Source organism: Phenylobacterium sp. (assembly GCF_031181185.1).
In the GTDB taxonomy this organism is placed as follows: domain Bacteria; phylum Pseudomonadota; class Alphaproteobacteria; order Caulobacterales; family Caulobacteraceae; genus Phenylobacterium.
The window spans coordinates 1-15251 of sequence record NZ_JAPSKZ010000091.1; the positions used below are offsets into that span (position 1 = coordinate 1).

Annotated in this window: 23 protein-coding genes; 16 read left to right on the forward strand and 7 right to left on the reverse strand. The window is 66.3% G+C overall.

All coding sequences use genetic code 11. The features are described 5' to 3' along the window. The 4 genes from RIF93_RS12245 to RIF93_RS12260 form a co-directional block, all read right to left on the reverse strand. Window positions 1–450, reverse strand: a 450-nt coding sequence (locus RIF93_RS12245; protein WP_309091700.1) for a hypothetical protein, incomplete at its 3' end; no start/stop codon positions are given. 76 nt (window positions 451–526) lie between these two features. After that, entirely contained in the window at window positions 527–787 is a 261-nt protein-coding gene (locus RIF93_RS12250; protein ID WP_309091702.1) for a hypothetical protein, read from the reverse strand. Continuing rightward, window positions 787–963 (reverse strand): hypothetical protein, encoded by a 177-nt coding sequence (locus RIF93_RS12255; protein ID WP_309091703.1) that lies wholly within the window; start codon window positions 961–963, stop codon window positions 787–789. The genes RIF93_RS12250 and RIF93_RS12255 overlap by 1 nt, the downstream gene beginning before the upstream one ends. Window positions 964–986: 23 nt before the next feature. Further along, window positions 987–1376, reverse strand: a complete 390-nt coding sequence (locus RIF93_RS12260; protein ID WP_309091705.1) for a hypothetical protein — start codon at window positions 1374–1376, stop codon at window positions 987–989. A gap of 83 nt (window positions 1377–1459) precedes the next feature. Here RIF93_RS12260 and RIF93_RS12265 point away from each other — a divergent pair, with 83 nt between their 5' ends. Genes RIF93_RS12265 through RIF93_RS12300 form a run of 8 tightly spaced genes read left to right on the forward strand, consistent with a single transcriptional unit; the run spans window position 1460 to window position 9231 of the window. Then, complete coding sequence (locus RIF93_RS12265) at window positions 1460–2056, forward strand: hypothetical protein (protein ID WP_309091707.1); 597 nt, start codon at window positions 1460–1462, stop codon at window positions 2054–2056. A gap of 3 nt (window positions 2057–2059) precedes the next feature. Next, the gene (locus RIF93_RS12270; RefSeq protein ID WP_309091709.1) at window positions 2060–2752 is read left to right on the forward strand and encodes a hypothetical protein; all 693 of its coding nucleotides are present in this window, start codon (window positions 2060–2062) and stop codon (window positions 2750–2752) included. Window positions 2753–2760: 8 nt separating this feature from the next. Continuing rightward, complete coding sequence (locus tag RIF93_RS12275; protein WP_309091710.1) at window positions 2761–3171, forward strand: DUF6950 family protein; 411 nt, start codon at window positions 2761–2763, stop codon at window positions 3169–3171. Beyond that, window positions 3171–5576 (forward strand): hypothetical protein, encoded by a 2406-nt coding sequence (locus RIF93_RS12280; protein WP_309091712.1) that lies wholly within the window; start codon window positions 3171–3173, stop codon window positions 5574–5576. Before RIF93_RS12275 ends, RIF93_RS12280 begins: the two co-directional genes overlap by 1 nt. 14 nt (window positions 5577–5590) lie before the next feature. Continuing rightward, a complete protein-coding gene (locus RIF93_RS12285; protein ID WP_309091714.1) occupies window positions 5591–5821 on the forward strand; it encodes a hypothetical protein in 231 nt (76 codons plus the stop codon). A gap of 24 nt (window positions 5822–5845) precedes the next feature. Continuing rightward, window positions 5846–6244: a hypothetical protein gene (locus RIF93_RS12290; protein ID WP_309091715.1), complete on the forward strand. Its 399-nt coding sequence runs from the start codon at window positions 5846–5848 to the stop codon at window positions 6242–6244. Next, a complete protein-coding gene (locus tag RIF93_RS12295; RefSeq protein WP_309091717.1) occupies window positions 6237–8051 on the forward strand; it encodes a hypothetical protein in 1815 nt (604 codons plus the stop codon). Before RIF93_RS12290 ends, RIF93_RS12295 begins: the two co-directional genes overlap by 8 nt. Before the next feature lie 40 nt (window positions 8052–8091). After that, window positions 8092–9231, forward strand: coding sequence for a glycosyltransferase (locus RIF93_RS12300; protein ID WP_309091719.1), 1140 nt, complete (start codon window positions 8092–8094; stop codon window positions 9229–9231). Here the strand turns inward: RIF93_RS12300 and RIF93_RS12305 are convergent. After that, window positions 9133–9795, reverse strand: coding sequence for a methyltransferase domain-containing protein (locus tag RIF93_RS12305; RefSeq protein WP_309091721.1), 663 nt, complete (start codon window positions 9793–9795; stop codon window positions 9133–9135). The two genes, RIF93_RS12300 and RIF93_RS12305, sit on opposite strands and share 99 nt — an antisense overlap. A 129-nt stretch (window positions 9796–9924) precedes the next feature. Between RIF93_RS12305 and RIF93_RS12310 the strand changes: the two genes are divergently transcribed. The 3 genes from RIF93_RS12310 to RIF93_RS12320 all read left to right on the forward strand — a co-directional run bounded on the left by RIF93_RS12310 (window position 9925) and on the right by RIF93_RS12320 (window position 10841). Further along, window positions 9925–10275 carry a hypothetical protein gene (locus tag RIF93_RS12310; protein WP_309091723.1) on the forward strand — a complete coding sequence of 117 codons (351 nt, stop codon included), beginning with the start codon at window positions 9925–9927 and terminating at the stop codon, window positions 10273–10275. Beyond that, window positions 10272–10565 (forward strand): hypothetical protein, encoded by a 294-nt coding sequence (locus RIF93_RS12315; RefSeq protein WP_309091725.1) that lies wholly within the window; start codon window positions 10272–10274, stop codon window positions 10563–10565. The genes RIF93_RS12310 and RIF93_RS12315 overlap by 4 nt, the downstream gene beginning before the upstream one ends. A gap of 87 nt (window positions 10566–10652) precedes the next feature. Beyond that, window positions 10653–10841, forward strand: a complete 189-nt coding sequence (locus tag RIF93_RS12320) for a hypothetical protein (RefSeq protein ID WP_309091727.1) — start codon at window positions 10653–10655, stop codon at window positions 10839–10841. Here RIF93_RS12320 and RIF93_RS12325 read toward each other — a convergent pair. Next, entirely contained in the window at window positions 10838–10975 is a 138-nt protein-coding gene (locus RIF93_RS12325) for a hypothetical protein (RefSeq protein WP_309091729.1), read from the reverse strand. The two genes, RIF93_RS12320 and RIF93_RS12325, sit on opposite strands and share 4 nt — an antisense overlap. A 183-nt stretch (window positions 10976–11158) precedes the next feature. Between RIF93_RS12325 and RIF93_RS12330 the strand changes: the two genes are divergently transcribed. The 5 genes from RIF93_RS12330 (at window position 11159) to RIF93_RS12350 (ending at window position 14510) form a co-directional block, all read left to right on the forward strand. Continuing rightward, complete coding sequence (locus RIF93_RS12330; RefSeq protein WP_309091730.1) at window positions 11159–11749, forward strand: lysozyme; 591 nt, start codon at window positions 11159–11161, stop codon at window positions 11747–11749. A gap of 374 nt (window positions 11750–12123) precedes the next feature. Next, a complete protein-coding gene (locus tag RIF93_RS12335; protein WP_309091732.1) occupies window positions 12124–12429 on the forward strand; it encodes a hypothetical protein in 306 nt (101 codons plus the stop codon). 205 nt (window positions 12430–12634) lie between these two features. After that, window positions 12635–13753, forward strand: a complete 1119-nt coding sequence (locus RIF93_RS12340) for a hypothetical protein (RefSeq protein ID WP_309091734.1) — start codon at window positions 12635–12637, stop codon at window positions 13751–13753. Continuing rightward, window positions 13725–14048, forward strand: a complete 324-nt coding sequence (locus RIF93_RS12345; RefSeq protein ID WP_309091736.1) for an STAS-like domain-containing protein — start codon at window positions 13725–13727, stop codon at window positions 14046–14048. Before RIF93_RS12340 ends, RIF93_RS12345 begins: the two co-directional genes overlap by 29 nt. A 132-nt stretch (window positions 14049–14180) precedes the next feature. After that, entirely contained in the window at window positions 14181–14510 is a 330-nt protein-coding gene (locus RIF93_RS12350; RefSeq protein WP_309091737.1) for a hypothetical protein, read from the forward strand. 95 nt (window positions 14511–14605) lie between these two features. Here the strand turns inward: RIF93_RS12350 and RIF93_RS12355 are convergent. Beyond that, window positions 14606–15251 (reverse strand): SOS response-associated peptidase family protein (locus RIF93_RS12355; RefSeq protein WP_309091739.1); only part of this gene is annotated, 646 nt, incomplete at its 5' end.

The window sequence follows — 15251 nt, forward strand, 5'->3', positions numbered from 1 at the left end:
GCCGGCCTGCATCGGCTCGCCTAGTTCGGGGTGGCGCCGGATCAGTTCGGCCATGTGCTGGACGCGCCGGTCCGCATCGGACGTGATGATGGTCACGCCCGGCCGGTCGTTCGCTTCCAGCCACGCCTTGCAGACGTTGGAGTTGCCGTTCCACGGCTTCTCCTCGCCGGACTTGGCGTCCTCGTAGGTGTCGGGCCTGATGCGGACCGTTTTGGCGTAGACCGCCTCCCCTTCCAGCAAGAGTGCGTGGAGGGCCGACCCGAAGGCCATGTCCTCGGTGGTCTCCTTCTCGTGCCGGTGCGGGTTGTGCCGGGACCGATACCACCAGTCCGCCGGCTCGCTGTGAAGGACAGCCAGATCGGTCGAGCCGAGGCGATCCTGGGCGAAGTAGACCTCCGCTGGCAGGTTCACATAGACGCCGTCCGGCAGGGCGTTGTCGTTGGCACTCATGGCTTCCTCCGAAGCGGAATGGACAGGATGATCAGAGCCGCGACGGCGATGATCAGAAGGGAGAGGCCGGGGCCCATCAGGCGGCGCCTCCGAACTCCGGGAGAGCGAAGTCGTCGTTCGCCGGCTCAATGACGCAGCTCTCGGCCGTGACCCGTTCGTGATGCTCGATGCGGAAGGCCGCGGCTTCGCCAGACAGGCGCATCGACCGGGCCCGGCGCCAAGCGAGACGGGTGGCCTCCTGTGCCGTCCAGCCGACATGGCGCTCGGCATGCTCGCGGCCTTCGCGGTCGACCCAGCGCAGGCGGGCAGTGTGCTTGATCAGCTCCTGGGCGTGCATCAGGCGGCACTCGCGATGGCGGTGGGCGGCTGCAGCACAGCTTTCGCGCCATCCAAGTCCCGTATGTTCCGCTCACAAATCGCGGCCACCAGGTATTCACGGCAGCCGTCGTCGCGGCCGGCGTCGACCGCGGCCCGCTGGGCGGCCTCGTAGGCGGCCAGCTGGACGTCCGTCATGCGGGTGAAATCCGGGGCCATGGTCAGGCCGCCAGCCGGAACGGGCGGACCTTGCGGCCCGTGTCGAAGCTCCAGGCTCCGACCAGCTTGTCCATCCAGATCGAGCCGGCCCAGCTTTCGCAGCAGGCCCGGGCATACGGCAGATGGAGGATGCGGGGTTCCGGCTGCTTGCGGGCCGGGAACATGGCCCACGAGAGCTCGCCCCCGGCGCCGGAGAGGATGGCGACGTGCATGCCGCCCGTGATCGAGCGGCCCCCGCCCAGCTGCGTCTCCGGCATGTCGAACAGCAGGACGTCGCCCGGCTCGGCGTGGCGGGGCTTGATCTCTGTCAGGCCCCACTGCGTCAGCGCCAAGCGGGCCTCATTGGCCGTAACGCCCCAGCCGACCTGCTGGACCTCGATCAGGTCGCGCAAGCTGCTGTCGGAGCCTACGGGGCGACCCAGGCTGAGCGCCGGCACGCCGGGCGCCGGGCCCGTCAGAGCTTCCTGCGCCCCTGATGGCCATCCTCCTCCCGACCACGGACGTGCCGGTCGCCATCACGCCCCGGCTGGTGAGCCGCCGCCGCGATCTTGAGCCGACGTTCGGCGGTCCGACCAGCCGCGTCCGCCGGCTCGGGTCGAAGTGGGCGTTCGATATCGAGTTGCCGCCTCTCTACTACGACCCTGCCATGGCGTGGGTCGCAGCCCTCACCAGCGCCGAGGCCGATACGGTAATCCTGCCGATCCCCCAGCCGGAGTTCGACGTTGGGGCTCCCGGGGCGCCGCTCGTGAACGGCGCCGGGCAACTCGGCTCCTTCCTGTCGCTGGACGGCTTCACCCCGGAGTACGTCGCCCGCGCCGGCCAGTGGTTCAACCTGGTTGGCACGACCGGCCAGAAGTACCTGTACCAGGTCGCCACCGAAACCGTCGCCTCTGGCGGCGCGACGGCTGCCATGCCGATCAATCCGATGATCCGCCGCTCGCCGGCCGACAACTCCGCCGTGGAGTTCGTCTCGCCGGTAATCGAGGGCTTTCTCTCCGGCCGGGAGACCAGCTGGACCGTCGACCGCGGGATGTTCGTCGGCCTGTCCTTCACCATCACTGAGCGGGAATAGGTCATGTCCCTCGACGCCTCGCTCGACGCCGCGCTGAGGGGCGCCGCGCCGCTGGTCTGCGTGCTCCTCAAGATCGAGCTGCCGGGGCACACGATCCTGCTGGTCGATGGCGTGGGGGAGGTCACCTACGACGGCGAGACCTACACCGGAGAGGACGAGGTCTACGGGGTGCTGGACTCCGTCGAGGGCATCACTGAGCAGGTCGGGACCGAAGCCCCGACGGTGCGGTTCACCTTCCTGCCGGCGACGCTCTCTGCGCTGGCCGACATCACCGACCCCGCTAACCAGGGCTCGCGCGTCTACGTCCGCTTCGGAGCGATTGATCCGGCGACGGGCCTGCTGATCGGCGAGCCGGAGCTGCTGTTCCTCGGCGAACTGGACACGGCCGAGGTCGAGGCGGGGGAGGCGTCGACCGTGATCGCCTTCGATGTGGTCTCGGCATGGGAGCGGCTGTTCGAGGCCAACGAAGGCCGGCGGCTCAACGACAAGTATTGGCAGTCGCTCTACTCGGGGGCTCGGGGGATGCAGTACGTCACCGAGATCCAGCGCGACCTGCCGTGGGGCTATGACGCGCCGCGGCCGCGCGTGGTCAGCGACACGGTCGGCGGGGTCCAGCCCGGCCGGGGCGGCGGATCGCCCATAGGAGGCGGAGGCCGCGACCGGCTGCTGGACGGCGTGATGGGCAACTTCCTGTGACGAACTCGATGGTCCGTCGGGTGGCGGCGGTCGAGGCGACCATCGCCCGGTTCAAGGACAAGCCGCTGAAGCTGGGAACCGATGACTGCGTCCGCATGGCCGCGTTCGCCCTGAGGAAGCAGGGGGTGAAGGCGTCGCTGCTCAAGGCGGGCTCCTACTCGTCGGAGGTCGGCGCGCGACGGGTGATGAAGCGCCTCGGCTACGAGACCCTCGCCGATGCGCTGGATGGACTGGGCCTTCCCGACATCGCGCCGGCGATGGCCCTGCCGGGCGACATCCTGTCCCTGCGCTCGGTCGAAGGCGACATTGCCCTGACGATGGCGGTTGGAAATGGCCGGGTGCTCGGCTTTTGGGAGGCGGCCGGCGTCTGCACCGTGTTCCAGCCCGTCGAGTATCACCGAGCCTGGAGGTCTGTCTGATGCCGATGGTCGCAGCGGCCGTGGGCGCGGCGGTCTCGTGGGTGGGGGGTGCTGTGGCCTCGGCCGGCGCCCTGCTGACCTCCTCGCTCTCGGTGGCGGGACTTTCCACCTTCACCGCTTCCGCCATCACGGGAGCCGTGGGGTCGCTGGCCCTCAACGCCGGCCTTGCCGTGCTCTCGACTGCCCTGATGCAGCCCCAGGTCGGCGCCGGCGGTTCCCCGGTCGCGTTCAAGGCGGACCCGGCCGCCCCGGTCAGCGGCGTCATGGGCCGGTTCGGTGTCGGCGGACGCCAGCTTCACGGCAACGTCTGGGGAAAGGGCAACCTCTACCTGTCGTTCGCCACGGCGCTGAGCCTCGGGCCGATCGACAGCATTGTCCAGTTCAGGGCGAACGACACCGTCGTCACCTTCCCCGGGCCGCAGGGGCTGGCTGCCCCGGTCGAGCCCTACAAGGACAAAATGTGGATGACGTATCGGATGGGCCTGCCCTCCGATGCGGCTTTGTCCCCTCCCTCCGGCGTTTCAGACGGCTCGCCCTCGATGAGCGAGTGGACGGCCAGCCACAGGGCGCCGATGCTGGCTCACAGCTTCTGGACCCTGAAGAACAACTCCAAGCGGGCCAGCTACGAGGGCGGGGTTCCCCGGCCGCTCTGGACGCTGCTGGGGATGAAGGTCTGGGATCCCCGACTGGACAGCACCTATCCGGGAGGCTCGGGCTCTCAGCGTCGGGACGACTGGACCACCTGGGCCTATTCCGAGAACCCGTATCTGCACGCGCTGGCGTGGGCTCGGGGTCATCACAAGCTCAACACCGACGGGTCGATCGACCGGACGAAGCGCATCGCTGGGATCGGAGCGCCTGACGAGGCGATCCTGATCGACACCCTTGTTCATGGCGCCAATGTCGCCGACGCCAACGGCTGGGTCATCGCGGGCGAGTGGACGACCTCGGACGACAAGTGGCAGGTCTACGCAGCGATGCTTCAAGCGGGCGGCGGCGTCCCGCTGGGCCAGGGGGCGAAGATCGGGTGCATGGTTGAGGCCCCCCGCGCCTCCATCCTGACCCTCACCAGCGAGGACATCGTCGGCCCGGTGCGGATCGCGGTCATGGCCTCGCGCCGGGATCGGCCGAACACCATCGTCCCCCGCTATCGGTCCGAGCCCCACAAGTGGGAGGAGGTGCCGGCCGGGTCGGTCTCATCCGCCACCTACGTCGCCGAGGACGGGGACGAGGAACGGACCCGCGAGGTCTCCTACCGCTACGTCCGGCAGGCGAAGCAGGCGGCCGAACTGGCGGCCTATGACCTCGCCAACGCCCGCGAGACCCTGCGCCCGACCATCCCGGCCAAGCCCTACCTGCTGGGCCTGAGGGCGGGAGATGCGTTCGAGGTCGAGGCCCCGGAGACGGGGATGAACGGGCAGAAGCTGGTCCTGGTGCGCCGCACCTTCGACCCCGCCACGGCGACGGTCACGCTGGAGTGCCGTTCCGAGACGGACGCGAAGCACGCTTGGGCCCTCGGGCAAAGCGCCAACCCGCCGGACAGCCCCTCGCTGACGGCTGTCGATCCGACTCCGCCGATGCCGGAGGCGACGGAATGGGCAGCAGTGGCGGGGACTGTTGCGGGCGATGATGGCTCCGAGGTGCCCGCGGTCGTACTCACCGGCGGAATGCCGGACGGTGTCGCGGACCAGGTCGTCATCGAGTACCGCGCGTTCGGCGCCACGGACTGGATCGAGGAGGTCGCCGCGACGCCGGAACTGGCGAAGCGCGTCATTGCCGGCGTGACGTCGGGGGACTGGGAGGTCGCAGTCTCCTACCGTCGGGGCAACCGAACCTCGAACAGGCTGGTGCTCGATCCGGTGGCGGTCGGGGGCTATGTCGTCCCGCTCGATGAGGAGGCGCTGGATACAGCCCTGCTGTCCGCCGACGTGATGCGCACCGCGCCGGATTCGGGCGGGGCGACCGCCGGGGCGCTAGCGGTCCTCGACGCTGCCGATACTCCCCAGATCGTCGACCACGCAGTGACGAACCAGGCGTCGGCGGAGACTTCTGCGGTCCAGGCCCTGACGGGGACGACGGCGAAGCAAATCCAGACCGTCACCTATGTCTCGACCGGCGAGCCGATCGAGGTTCGCGCCAACTTCTTCATGACGGTCTGGCACCCCGGCGCGGGCGGGATCAGTGCGAACATCGTGATCACACGGGACGGTGCCGGGGAGATCTTCAACCAGCTGATCGACGCAATCGGAGGCGACAACATCCAGGGCTGGCAGACGCCTATCGTGATCGACACGCCGCCGGCGGGTTCCGTCACCTATCGCGTGACCGTCACCCTGACGAACAACGACGCGTCGGCGCAGACCGTGCAGGGCGCCTTCCTTGGCGTCCGGGAATACAAGCGATGACGGCGCGAGCCATCGTGATCGACCCCCTCACCGGGGAGATCAGGCGCAAGATCACGGCGGACCCTACGCTCTTCGCGATTCAGGTCGGGACGGGCGAGAGCCTCTTCGCCTTGGTCGATGATGATGGGCTGCACATCGACGACGGCAATCTGCTCGTCAGCGAGATGGGCGAGTGGGAAGCCAAAGAGGGGGCCCCGGAGGGCCTGACCCTGCCCGTCGCCACCATCGAATACGTCGCCGTCTAGGCGGCCGGATCAGCGAGACAATCCATGATCACACCCGCCCGGGTCGACCTCGTCGCCCAGCGTTGGACGCCGTTCGTCGATCAGACGGACTTCGCCGGTTTCGACTTCTCGGCCGCGACGTTTGCGATGCACGTCCGCGTCATCCCGGACGCCCAAGGCGCGCCCCTCGTCAACCTGGCGAACGCTGCCTCCAACGCGCAGGGGATCAGCGCCAGCGTGATCGAGGTCGACGGAGAGACGGTTTCGACGGTGCAGATCAGGATCAACGAGACCACGATCGAAGGTCTGCTCCTTAACGCCGCGGGCGCTGGGAAGGACGTGATCCTCTACTACGACCTGCACATCACTGGCGGTGGACTTGAGAAGACCCGCATGATGGAAGGCAAGTTCACCATCAAGCCGGGAGCGACCCAGAATGGCTGATCGTCGTATTGAAGTGGTCAACCGCCGCGCGGTCGTCACCGTCTCAGGCGCGGCCCTAATCGCGCCGATGGTGCAGCGCAAGGTGGAGGAAGTGGCGGCGCCAGATCGAGCTGCCGCCGAGGCGGCTGCCGCTAAGGCGCAGGCCCTCTACGACGACATGCTCGAGATCCAGGCGGTGGGCGACGACGCCGCCGCCATTGCCGCCCGCGCCGCCAAGGCCGCCAACGGCTCGGATTTCGAGGACAAGGAAGAGGTCACGCAAAACCTCCTGTTCCTTCAGTCGGGAGCGGGGGCGGAAAGCCGCAGCGTCCGCGACAAGCTGCGGGACTTTGTGTCGGTGCTGGATTACGGCGCGGTTGGCGACGGCAAGGCACCGGAGGACGGCTTCATCCTCGCCGGGACGTCTCGGCTGGATTCCGAAACCGCCAACTTCACTGCAGCCGATGTGGGCAAGAAAATCTCAGTGGCGGGCGCAGGCCCTGGCGGGTCCTTGCTGACGACGACAATCGCCTCGCTCGTCTCCAGCGGGTCCGTGAACCTCGCGGACGCGGCGTCCACAAATGCCCTCGGCAGGGCGTTCGCCTACGGGACGGACGACACCGCTGCGATACAAGCGGCCATCGAGGCTCACTCGAATATCTACTTTCCGGGCGCTCAAAGCGGCCGTCGGTATATGTTCACGCATCTTGAGAAGCCGATGCGCTCGCGCTGGTTCGGCGACGGCCCTTATTCGTCCGTGCTTCGCCAGTTTGGCGATGTGACGGCGACGACCCCGGCGGTGACGCTGACCGGCTACCTGCCGCTCAACATCGCGCAGGGCGGCCATATCTGGGATGACATTGGCATAGAGTTCAAGTCGAACCGCTGCATCGAGGTGATCTCGGCGAGCGCGTCGATTATGCGCAGCCAAAACTTCCGCATCATGCATCTTGATGCGGACAACCATCTTGTGAAGCCTTACGTTGTGTCTGACGACACGGTTGCCTTCTATCTCGATGGCGTCACGTCTCCGCACTCAACGATCTACCTTGCCAGCCACAGGAACATTGAGGTCCGAGGCTGCGGAACGGCGGTTAAGGCGACAGGGCCTGTCAACGAGCAGTATTTCCACGGCTGGTTCCTGGACAACCGTATCGGCTTCGATCTTGAAGGCGTCTCGACGTGGAACGTGGAAACCGCGTTTGAGAGCGGAGTTGATGACGCCAAGAAATATCGCCTGGCCGGGGATATCGCGAACCTTCGCGGCTTTGGCCGATGCGAAATCCCAGTTGCAGAGGCGAGCCCCGGCGTCCCGCTGAGCAGCACCGAACATTACATGGTCGAGTTCGTTGGAGCGGTGAACGCCGCCAACGTCATCTTGCGCGAAGAGCCCATCCTCATCACGCAGGACGGCAATGGTTGGCCCGGTCGGAAATACATGGGCACTCTTCCCGACGGAGTGCTCTTCGACATTCCCTTGGGTGTCGGGGCCGACCTTTACCGCGCCCAGCTCGGCAAGAGCACAAACACCGTCTTTTTCGGGGTTCCCCTGCATCTCGGGGGCAATGGCCGTGGCGACGGCAAGATCACCTTCGGTCGCGACCAGGACAGTGCGGGGGAAGGTGTAATCGAGAACGACGGCTCCTTCCTGGCGCTTGACCATCCCAATGGCGTGAGGGTCGCGCAGCAGCAGGGGGGCGTCGGCTACCAGAAGCCCTTCTTCATCGGTGGGTACGGGCTCTGGGTCGATGGCTCCGGGCGGCTTCGGATCATGGCGGGCTTCCCGTCAAGCGACACGGACGGAACCGTCGTGGGGACGCAGAGCTAGGCCACTTGCTGCCGGAGTCCGGTGAGCGCACTGTGTCGCCGTGAACGTCTTTGTCCACCTTCTGAACGACCGCACGGGCAGTCCTCGTGTCCTTCGAAGCGTCATCGACGGGCTGGGCGGACCCGGCGACATTCTTTTCGTTGGCTCCCACGGCGCTGGGGCGCTCGACGGCGTAGGGATAGCAGTCCGCCGCTTTTGGTATGTGCGGACGGGGAACCGCTACCTGACCTTTGCGACCTACCTCCTGAGCCAGGTCGCGCTGTTCCTCGCATTGATCACGCGTCGCCTGCCGCAAAACGCCACGATCTACGTCAACACGCTCCTGCCGTTCGGAGCTGCGCTCTATGGCTGGATGACAGGGCGGCGGGTGATCTATCACCTCCACGAAGTCTCGCTGCCCTCGCCCTTGAGGTGGTTGCTTACAACGGTCGCTCGCGTGACCGCCGCGCGCTTGATCTATGTATCGGAGGCCCACCGGGCGCTCCTGCCGATCAGGCCGCAGAGGTCGGTTGTCGTGGCTAACGGCGTCCCTCCCGGCGCGGGGCATTACCGGCACCGCCACGACGGGCAGTTTGTCGTGCTGATGCTGGCGACCCCCGCCGGCTACAAGGGGGTGCCGGAGTTCGTTCGTCTGGCGGCTGCTCTCGCGCACCGGCCAGACATTGCGTTCCGATTGGTCTTGAGCCGCCCCGACAGACGCTGGGCCGCCGTGGAAAATGTGGAGTTGTGCCCCGCTACCGACGACCCGGCGAGCCACTACGCGAACGCCAGTCTCGTCGTTAACCTCTCGCGCCCGGACCTCTGGATTGAGACGTTCGGAATGACATTGCTGGAGGCAATGAGCTTCGGGGTTCCTGTCATAGCGCCGCCAGTGGGGGGGCCTTCGGACCTTGTGGAGCACGGGCGGGAGGGCCTGCTGATAGACAGCCGCGACGAGGGCGGGCTGCGGCGAGCGATAGAGCGTCTGGCGGATGAACCGTCGCTGTGCGCCGCTATGTCGTCTGCGGCCAGTCAGACGGCCAAGGCCTACCCCCTGCGCCGCACGATTGAGGGTGTCAGGAGGCTGTTGGACGAGACTACCTCAGAGCGGACGCACCGCTTCCATCGCCAGTTCGGGGTAGCGCGCCCCGCTATCGACAGTGCCCCAGAAGCGGTCCGGGTTCTCCACTTCCGCGAATAAGGGGTTTGCGGCGTCGCCATATTGGCACCTGCGTATAGAGACGAACCCCGCCTGCTTCAGTTCGTGGGACATTGAGGTGAAGTCCCACATCCACAGGTGCGACGTGCCAGAAAACGCCTTGCGGAGCCGCCGCACGACCCCGAGCCGTCGCTCCTGCCCAAGTATCGAGTAGCGCATCAAGTTTGAGGCCGCCTCCGGGTCTCCCCGCCCAAGCTCTTCCAGATAGAGCCGCGCCCGCCACTCCATGTCTGGAACGATCAGCCGAAACACTCCGCCAGGAGCCAGCATCCGGTAGGTGTTGGTCAGCGCCGCCCGGCAATCCTCAAGCGTCATGTGTTCAAGGACGTGGGAGGCGTAGGCGGCAGCCGCCGTTCCGGGGGCGACGAGCGGGGCCTTGGTTATGTCGCCCACCAGAACGCCCGGCGGGAACGCGTCGCCAACACCGGCCAAGGCGCTGAGCAGCTTGCCCCCGGGCAGACGCGCTATCCTCAAGATGGGCGAAATGTCGAAGTTCAGCCAAGTCGGGCCGAGCTGGTCCCCGCATCCATAGTGAACAAGAGCCATGCGCTCTCTTACCACATCAGCAAGGCCGGGCGCACCCCGGCAAGGGAGGGGCAATGCCCTGCTGCGAATGAGCCGACAGGCTCTTGCGGCGTCTCCCGCACAGTTGCCCTCCAGCACCCAGGAGCCGCCATGTCCGCAGGCGAAGCACCCCTCACGGCAAGTTCGCTCTTGCCCCTGCTGTCCCTTGGGCTGGCGATCCTGATCCAGACGGCCGTGGTGGCCTTCTTCGGAGGGAAGCTGTCACAGCGGATGACCTCGGCTGAGAAGCGCCTCGCCGAACAAGACACCAAGATCGAGGCCAAGATCGGCGATCAGTCCCTGCTGGTCGAGAAGGTGGTCCGTCTGCAGGTCCAGATGGAGCACGTCATCGGGACGGTCGACAGGGTCGGCCATACCCTTGAGGGCGTGAACCGACAGCTCGGCAACATCGCCATGAACCGCATCGGGCAGGGTGTGGAACTATCGGGAGGGAAGTCATGACCTGGCCGATCGTTATCCGCATCCCTCCCCTGCCGCAGACAACCACGCTTCTGGCTCTCGGCTTCCTGATCGGGTGCCTGCTGTTCACGCCCATGATCGCGATCGTCGGCCGCTACATCGAGGACGACTACCGTGAGGCCGTGATGACCATGGCCGGCCTGTTTAAGGACGGGATGCTGCTGATCCTGGGCTACTACTTCGCCAAGGTGGTCAACGCGGGTCAGCAGGACATCGCCACCAAGGCCATTGAGGTTGCCGCGGCAGCACCGATCAAGGGCGACAAGGCCTAGGCGCATCGCATAGGTCTTGAAACGACAGGCGTTTTTATCGCGTTCGCGGCATAGGAACGACTAGCGGCTGTCCCAGTTGTGCCGGGCATGGACGACGATCTCTATACCCATCCCATGGAAGTCAGGGTTTTGGACGGGGCCGTCGTGGTGGTCGGGCCAGCCGCAATGTGCGGGGCCTTCACAGCAGATGCGGCCGAACAGTCCGCCCTTGCCCTCCTCGACGCAGCGATGAAGGCGCGTGAGTGGATCAACCCCGCTTTGGCTCCGAAGGACTAGCGCGCCACAGCTGACGACGGGCCGAACCAGTCGGTGCCTGCGATGGCCAAGATCACCGCGAAGATGATCAGCCCGGTCACCCCGAGGCAGCCGAGCCGGGCCAGAATGGCCTGAAGACGGTCGCCAGGCGTCATCGGCGGAACGGGGTCGGGAAGGTCTGACCACGGCATGAGCTGAGACTGCCACAGCGGAGCTGTTTCGGCGACCCGGCGCCATTCGGGCGAATGCGAACGCCGGGCCGCCTTTTGACCGCGGAGGAGGACTGCGGCCGCGGCCCCTCTAGCATGCGCCGCCCCACTGCCAATCAGGAGATCGCCATGAGCCGCAAGGAGCTGATGGATTGCGCCCGGCTATTCGCGCCGGAACAGAAGCTGACCCAGCCGATGGTCGACCTGCTGGATAAGGTGGCCGACCTGATGGGCTTTCCGCGGATCGGGGAAACACCGGCCGGGATGAAGGTCAGTCAAGCCGGAATCGACCTGATCCACTCTTTCGAGAGCTTCCAGCCCAAGGCCTACCGCGACCCCGGCTCCCGCGATGGTCTGCCGATCACCATCGGCTGGGGCTCGACCTCGGACGAGCAGGGCCGCCCGATAAAGCTGGGCGACGTGTGGACCCGAGAGCGGGCCGACGCGCGGTTCGCGAAGGATCTGGAGAAGTATGAGCGGGGGGTGCTGGACGCCTTGGCCGGCGCTCCGGTGACGCAAGGCCAGTTCGATGCGCTGGTATCGTTCGCCTACAACGTTGGCCTGCAGGCGCTGCGGGAGTCGACCCTGCTGAAGCTGCACAAGGCTGGCGACTACGGCGGCGCCCATCGCCAGTTCGGCCGCTGGGTGAAGAACGACGGCAAGACACTGGCCGGGCTTGTCCGCCGCCGGGCCGCCGAAGCCGCCCTCTACGGCCGATGACCGGCCCTCGCCTCACCGTCCTGACCCTCGCCCGCCTGATCTTCATAGGCCTCTGCATCGCTGGCGTGATCGCCGCGGGATGGGCCGTCAGCCAATGGAGCCGAGCATGATCGCCGCCGCCTCAGCCGCCCTCGACTTCCTCCGCCGCATCCCGAGGATGCTCTCGCCGCAGGCTTGGGCCGTAGTCGGCATCCTCGCCGCCTTCCTGCTGTTCGGCGCGTACTGCGCCCAGAGGGCCGCACAGGGCGAGCGGGACCGCCAGGCGGTCAGAGAAGCCAAGATCGAGAAGAAGGCCTCCAGCGCCCGGGAAACAGCCTCCACGGAGCGCCTGAACGACACCCTCACCATCCGTGACCGGCAAAAGGAGAGAGACCATGCCGCGCAAGAGCTTCCTGACAGCCTGCCTGATGATCGTGAGCTGCGGCGCCGCTGTCGCCAGTTGCGAGACGCCGGGCGCGATCTACCCGCCTGCCGCGGACCTGGCGGTCCAGCCCAAGCCGGTGCCGCCGGATGACGTGCTGACCTCCCGGATCGCCGGGGAGCAGTACGACAACGCCGTGGAGGCTTGGGGCGAGGAGGGGTGGGCTACGGTCGGCCGGCTCTGCCGGTTCTACGACGAGCTCGGAATGCCTGGACTGAGGTGTCCGCAGCCGCTGCCGCGACCGCGCGAACCGGGCTAGTCCATTGCCTTCCATTACGGTCCAATAGCGGCCGTTCATCTGACGCCTAGAGGCGTGACGAGGCCGCGGCTCCTTCGGGGGTCGCGGCATTTTGGCATCGCTGTGTGAGAAGTCCCTAGTCCTTGAAAGCCGCCAAGGCCGCAAAACTGTAGGTAGTAGTGCTTTGCGTCCGAGAATCTAGCGTAGGTTCCTCCTGGGAGGGGCCATGCGTCGAGAGAACACAAAAGAGCGGCTTCAGCGCGTCCGCCGCCAGAAGCGAATTGAGCGGCGGCGGAGCTGGCAACGCTCGAAATTCGGCAAGCCAGCCTACGCGCGCGCAGCCGCGCTTCGGCAATGGGCAGAGGAGAACGGCTGGCTGGTCCTGGTCGCCCCCCATGATCTCTCCTGGCAGGACGAAAAACTACAGCGGCTCTGCCGCTACCTTGAGTCAATCCGCCGCGCCGTTCTGGTGCGCCACCGAAAGGTCGTGGTGGACCTCTCGAACTGTGAGCGCCTGTCGTCCCTCGCCTGCATGATGCTCGCGGCAGAGATTGAGCGCTGCCAAGGGTTGAGGCCAAACTCCATCAACGGCTTGGACCCGAGGAGCCTGCGCGCCAGGATCATGCTCCACAGCCTTGGCTTCTACACGCACCTTAGCCTCGACCGCCCTCCGATGAGGAACCCGCCAAAGCAGGCGATACAAATCCGTTCCGGTCTCGGCTCAGATGAAACGATCGCGTCAGATGCTCATGAGGTGTCGACCGTGGCCAACGACGTGTTTCCCCACAGACCTAACTTCGCGAAGCGGGTGCACTCCGCACTCAACGAAGCCTTGGGCAATGTCCAGATGCACGCGTATGGCGGTTCCGACGGGCACTGTCTGACCGGCCGCTGGTGGATTGCCGGGCTGGCCGATCACGCCGAGGGCGAAGCGTACTTCTTCGCACTCGATCATGGTGTCGGCATTCCCAGAACCGCTCCCCAAACGATGGGCGAGGCCTTTAGGTCCCGCCTTGCGGAGATCGCAGGTGGTCGCGACCACCAGATCCTGGAGCTGGTGGTCAATGAGCGCCGCACCCGAACCGGGAAGGCTCAGCACGGAAAAGGTATCGCATCCATGATCAGCTTGGCGGAGATGGCTGGTGAGGGAGAGTTCCATATTTTCAGCGGCCGGGGGCAGTACCGCCTTGGCTTCAACAGCGCCGCCTCAACGGAACCTGAAGCATTTGCCGGTCCTTTGGGCTATACATTCCCCGGCACGCTACTTATCTGGCGTGTGGTGGGGCCGGCCCAAGATACGCAGGCCTGTGAGGACGATGAGCAAGGTGATCAGACTCGCGAGTGATTTCACGCGCTTCCCCTTTGGCCGCTATCGCAGCCAGGGCGGGTTTAGCGGCGAAGCCTTCCGCGACGACGTGCTGCTCCCGCTTCTGCGAAACGGCGAGCGGATTGTCGTTGACCTCGACGGCACGAGCGGACTGTCGCCCTCCTTCTTGGAGGAGGCGTTTGGCGGCCTCGTCCGTGCCGGGTTCTCACCAGATGAGGTGATCGAGCGCGTCCAGATTTCGTCCGATGAAGACCCATCGTACATCGACGAGGTTCGCGGATACGTCAGAGAGGCGGCCGCAGCTGCGGCCTAATCGCCATTGGCGGACTCCTGGGGCGGAATCGTTGGCGGTGCGTTAGCTGGCGGCGCGGTCAGCATCCTTGTGGCCGTGGCACACGATCGGGCGCGGCGCTGGGCCGTCCTTCTCGACGCTGAGCTGGCCCGCTTGGATGACCTGACCGATATGGCGATGGGGCTCGCCAAGGTGATGGCATCGGGGCAAGCGATCAGCGCCGCTGACGTACAGGCGATCACTGAGAGACGAGTTCGCCTCGGCCGCAATCTCAAGCGCCTCATGGGGCACAAGGACGGCTACTCCAATGTCTCAGGAGCACTGGCTCTGTTTGCGCGCCACCTCGCCGCGCTGGAACCGAAGCGCACTGATGCAACTCTACCTGATCTTGATGCAATCGACCGAGACGGACAGGCGCTTCGCGCAGCGATTCGAAACGTCGCACGCAGTGACTTTTACTGGCGTCATTTCAACATGAGCTAACGGTCGGCTGGCGTTAAGTGCTCACGCCAAGGCACCGTCCCCGATGGCCGGCGTGAAGCCGATGAGGGGATAAAGCGGCGCGTCGCCGTGATCGGTCACGCCACGCCCTCCGGCGGATCCTTCTTCCCACCCCGCTGAACGATCCTCAGCACGCCATCCGGGAGTGGCAGCTGCAGCGCCCTCGCCTCGTCCCAAGGCGCCCGCATCCAGACCTCCCGCTCCTCGGCCGTGGTCAGGATCACCGGCATGGCCTTGGGGTGGAACGGCGCGACGTCGCTGTTGGCGTCCGTGGTCAGGAAACCGAAAGTCTCGATCTCTTCCCAGCCCCTGCTGATCTTCCGGACGCAGGCATGCGGCGTCCAGACGCCGGCGAAGAAGGCCAGCGGCCGATCGGGCGACAGGGCGAACCAGACGGAGGGGCCGCGCTCGACCTGGTCGGGTTCGTTGAAGGCGGTGAAGGGGACCAGGCAGCGATTGGCAGGGCCAAGCCACGGCCACCAATGGCGGCTCTCGGTGCGGCGGATGTTCGTCGTTCCGCTGTCCGGCTCCATCCGGAGCAGCTCGTCGAAATCGACTTCCTTGCCCTTCGCCCGCAGCTTATCCGCGCGCTTCGTGGCCGCGACCAGCAGGGCCTTCCTCGAGCTCGGCATCCCCCAGCGGGCCATCGCCAGCTCTCGCCTGCCGTCGGCTGCAGTGCGGATGATCGGCGCAGCGTAGTCGGGGAAGTTGCCCGGTAGCGGC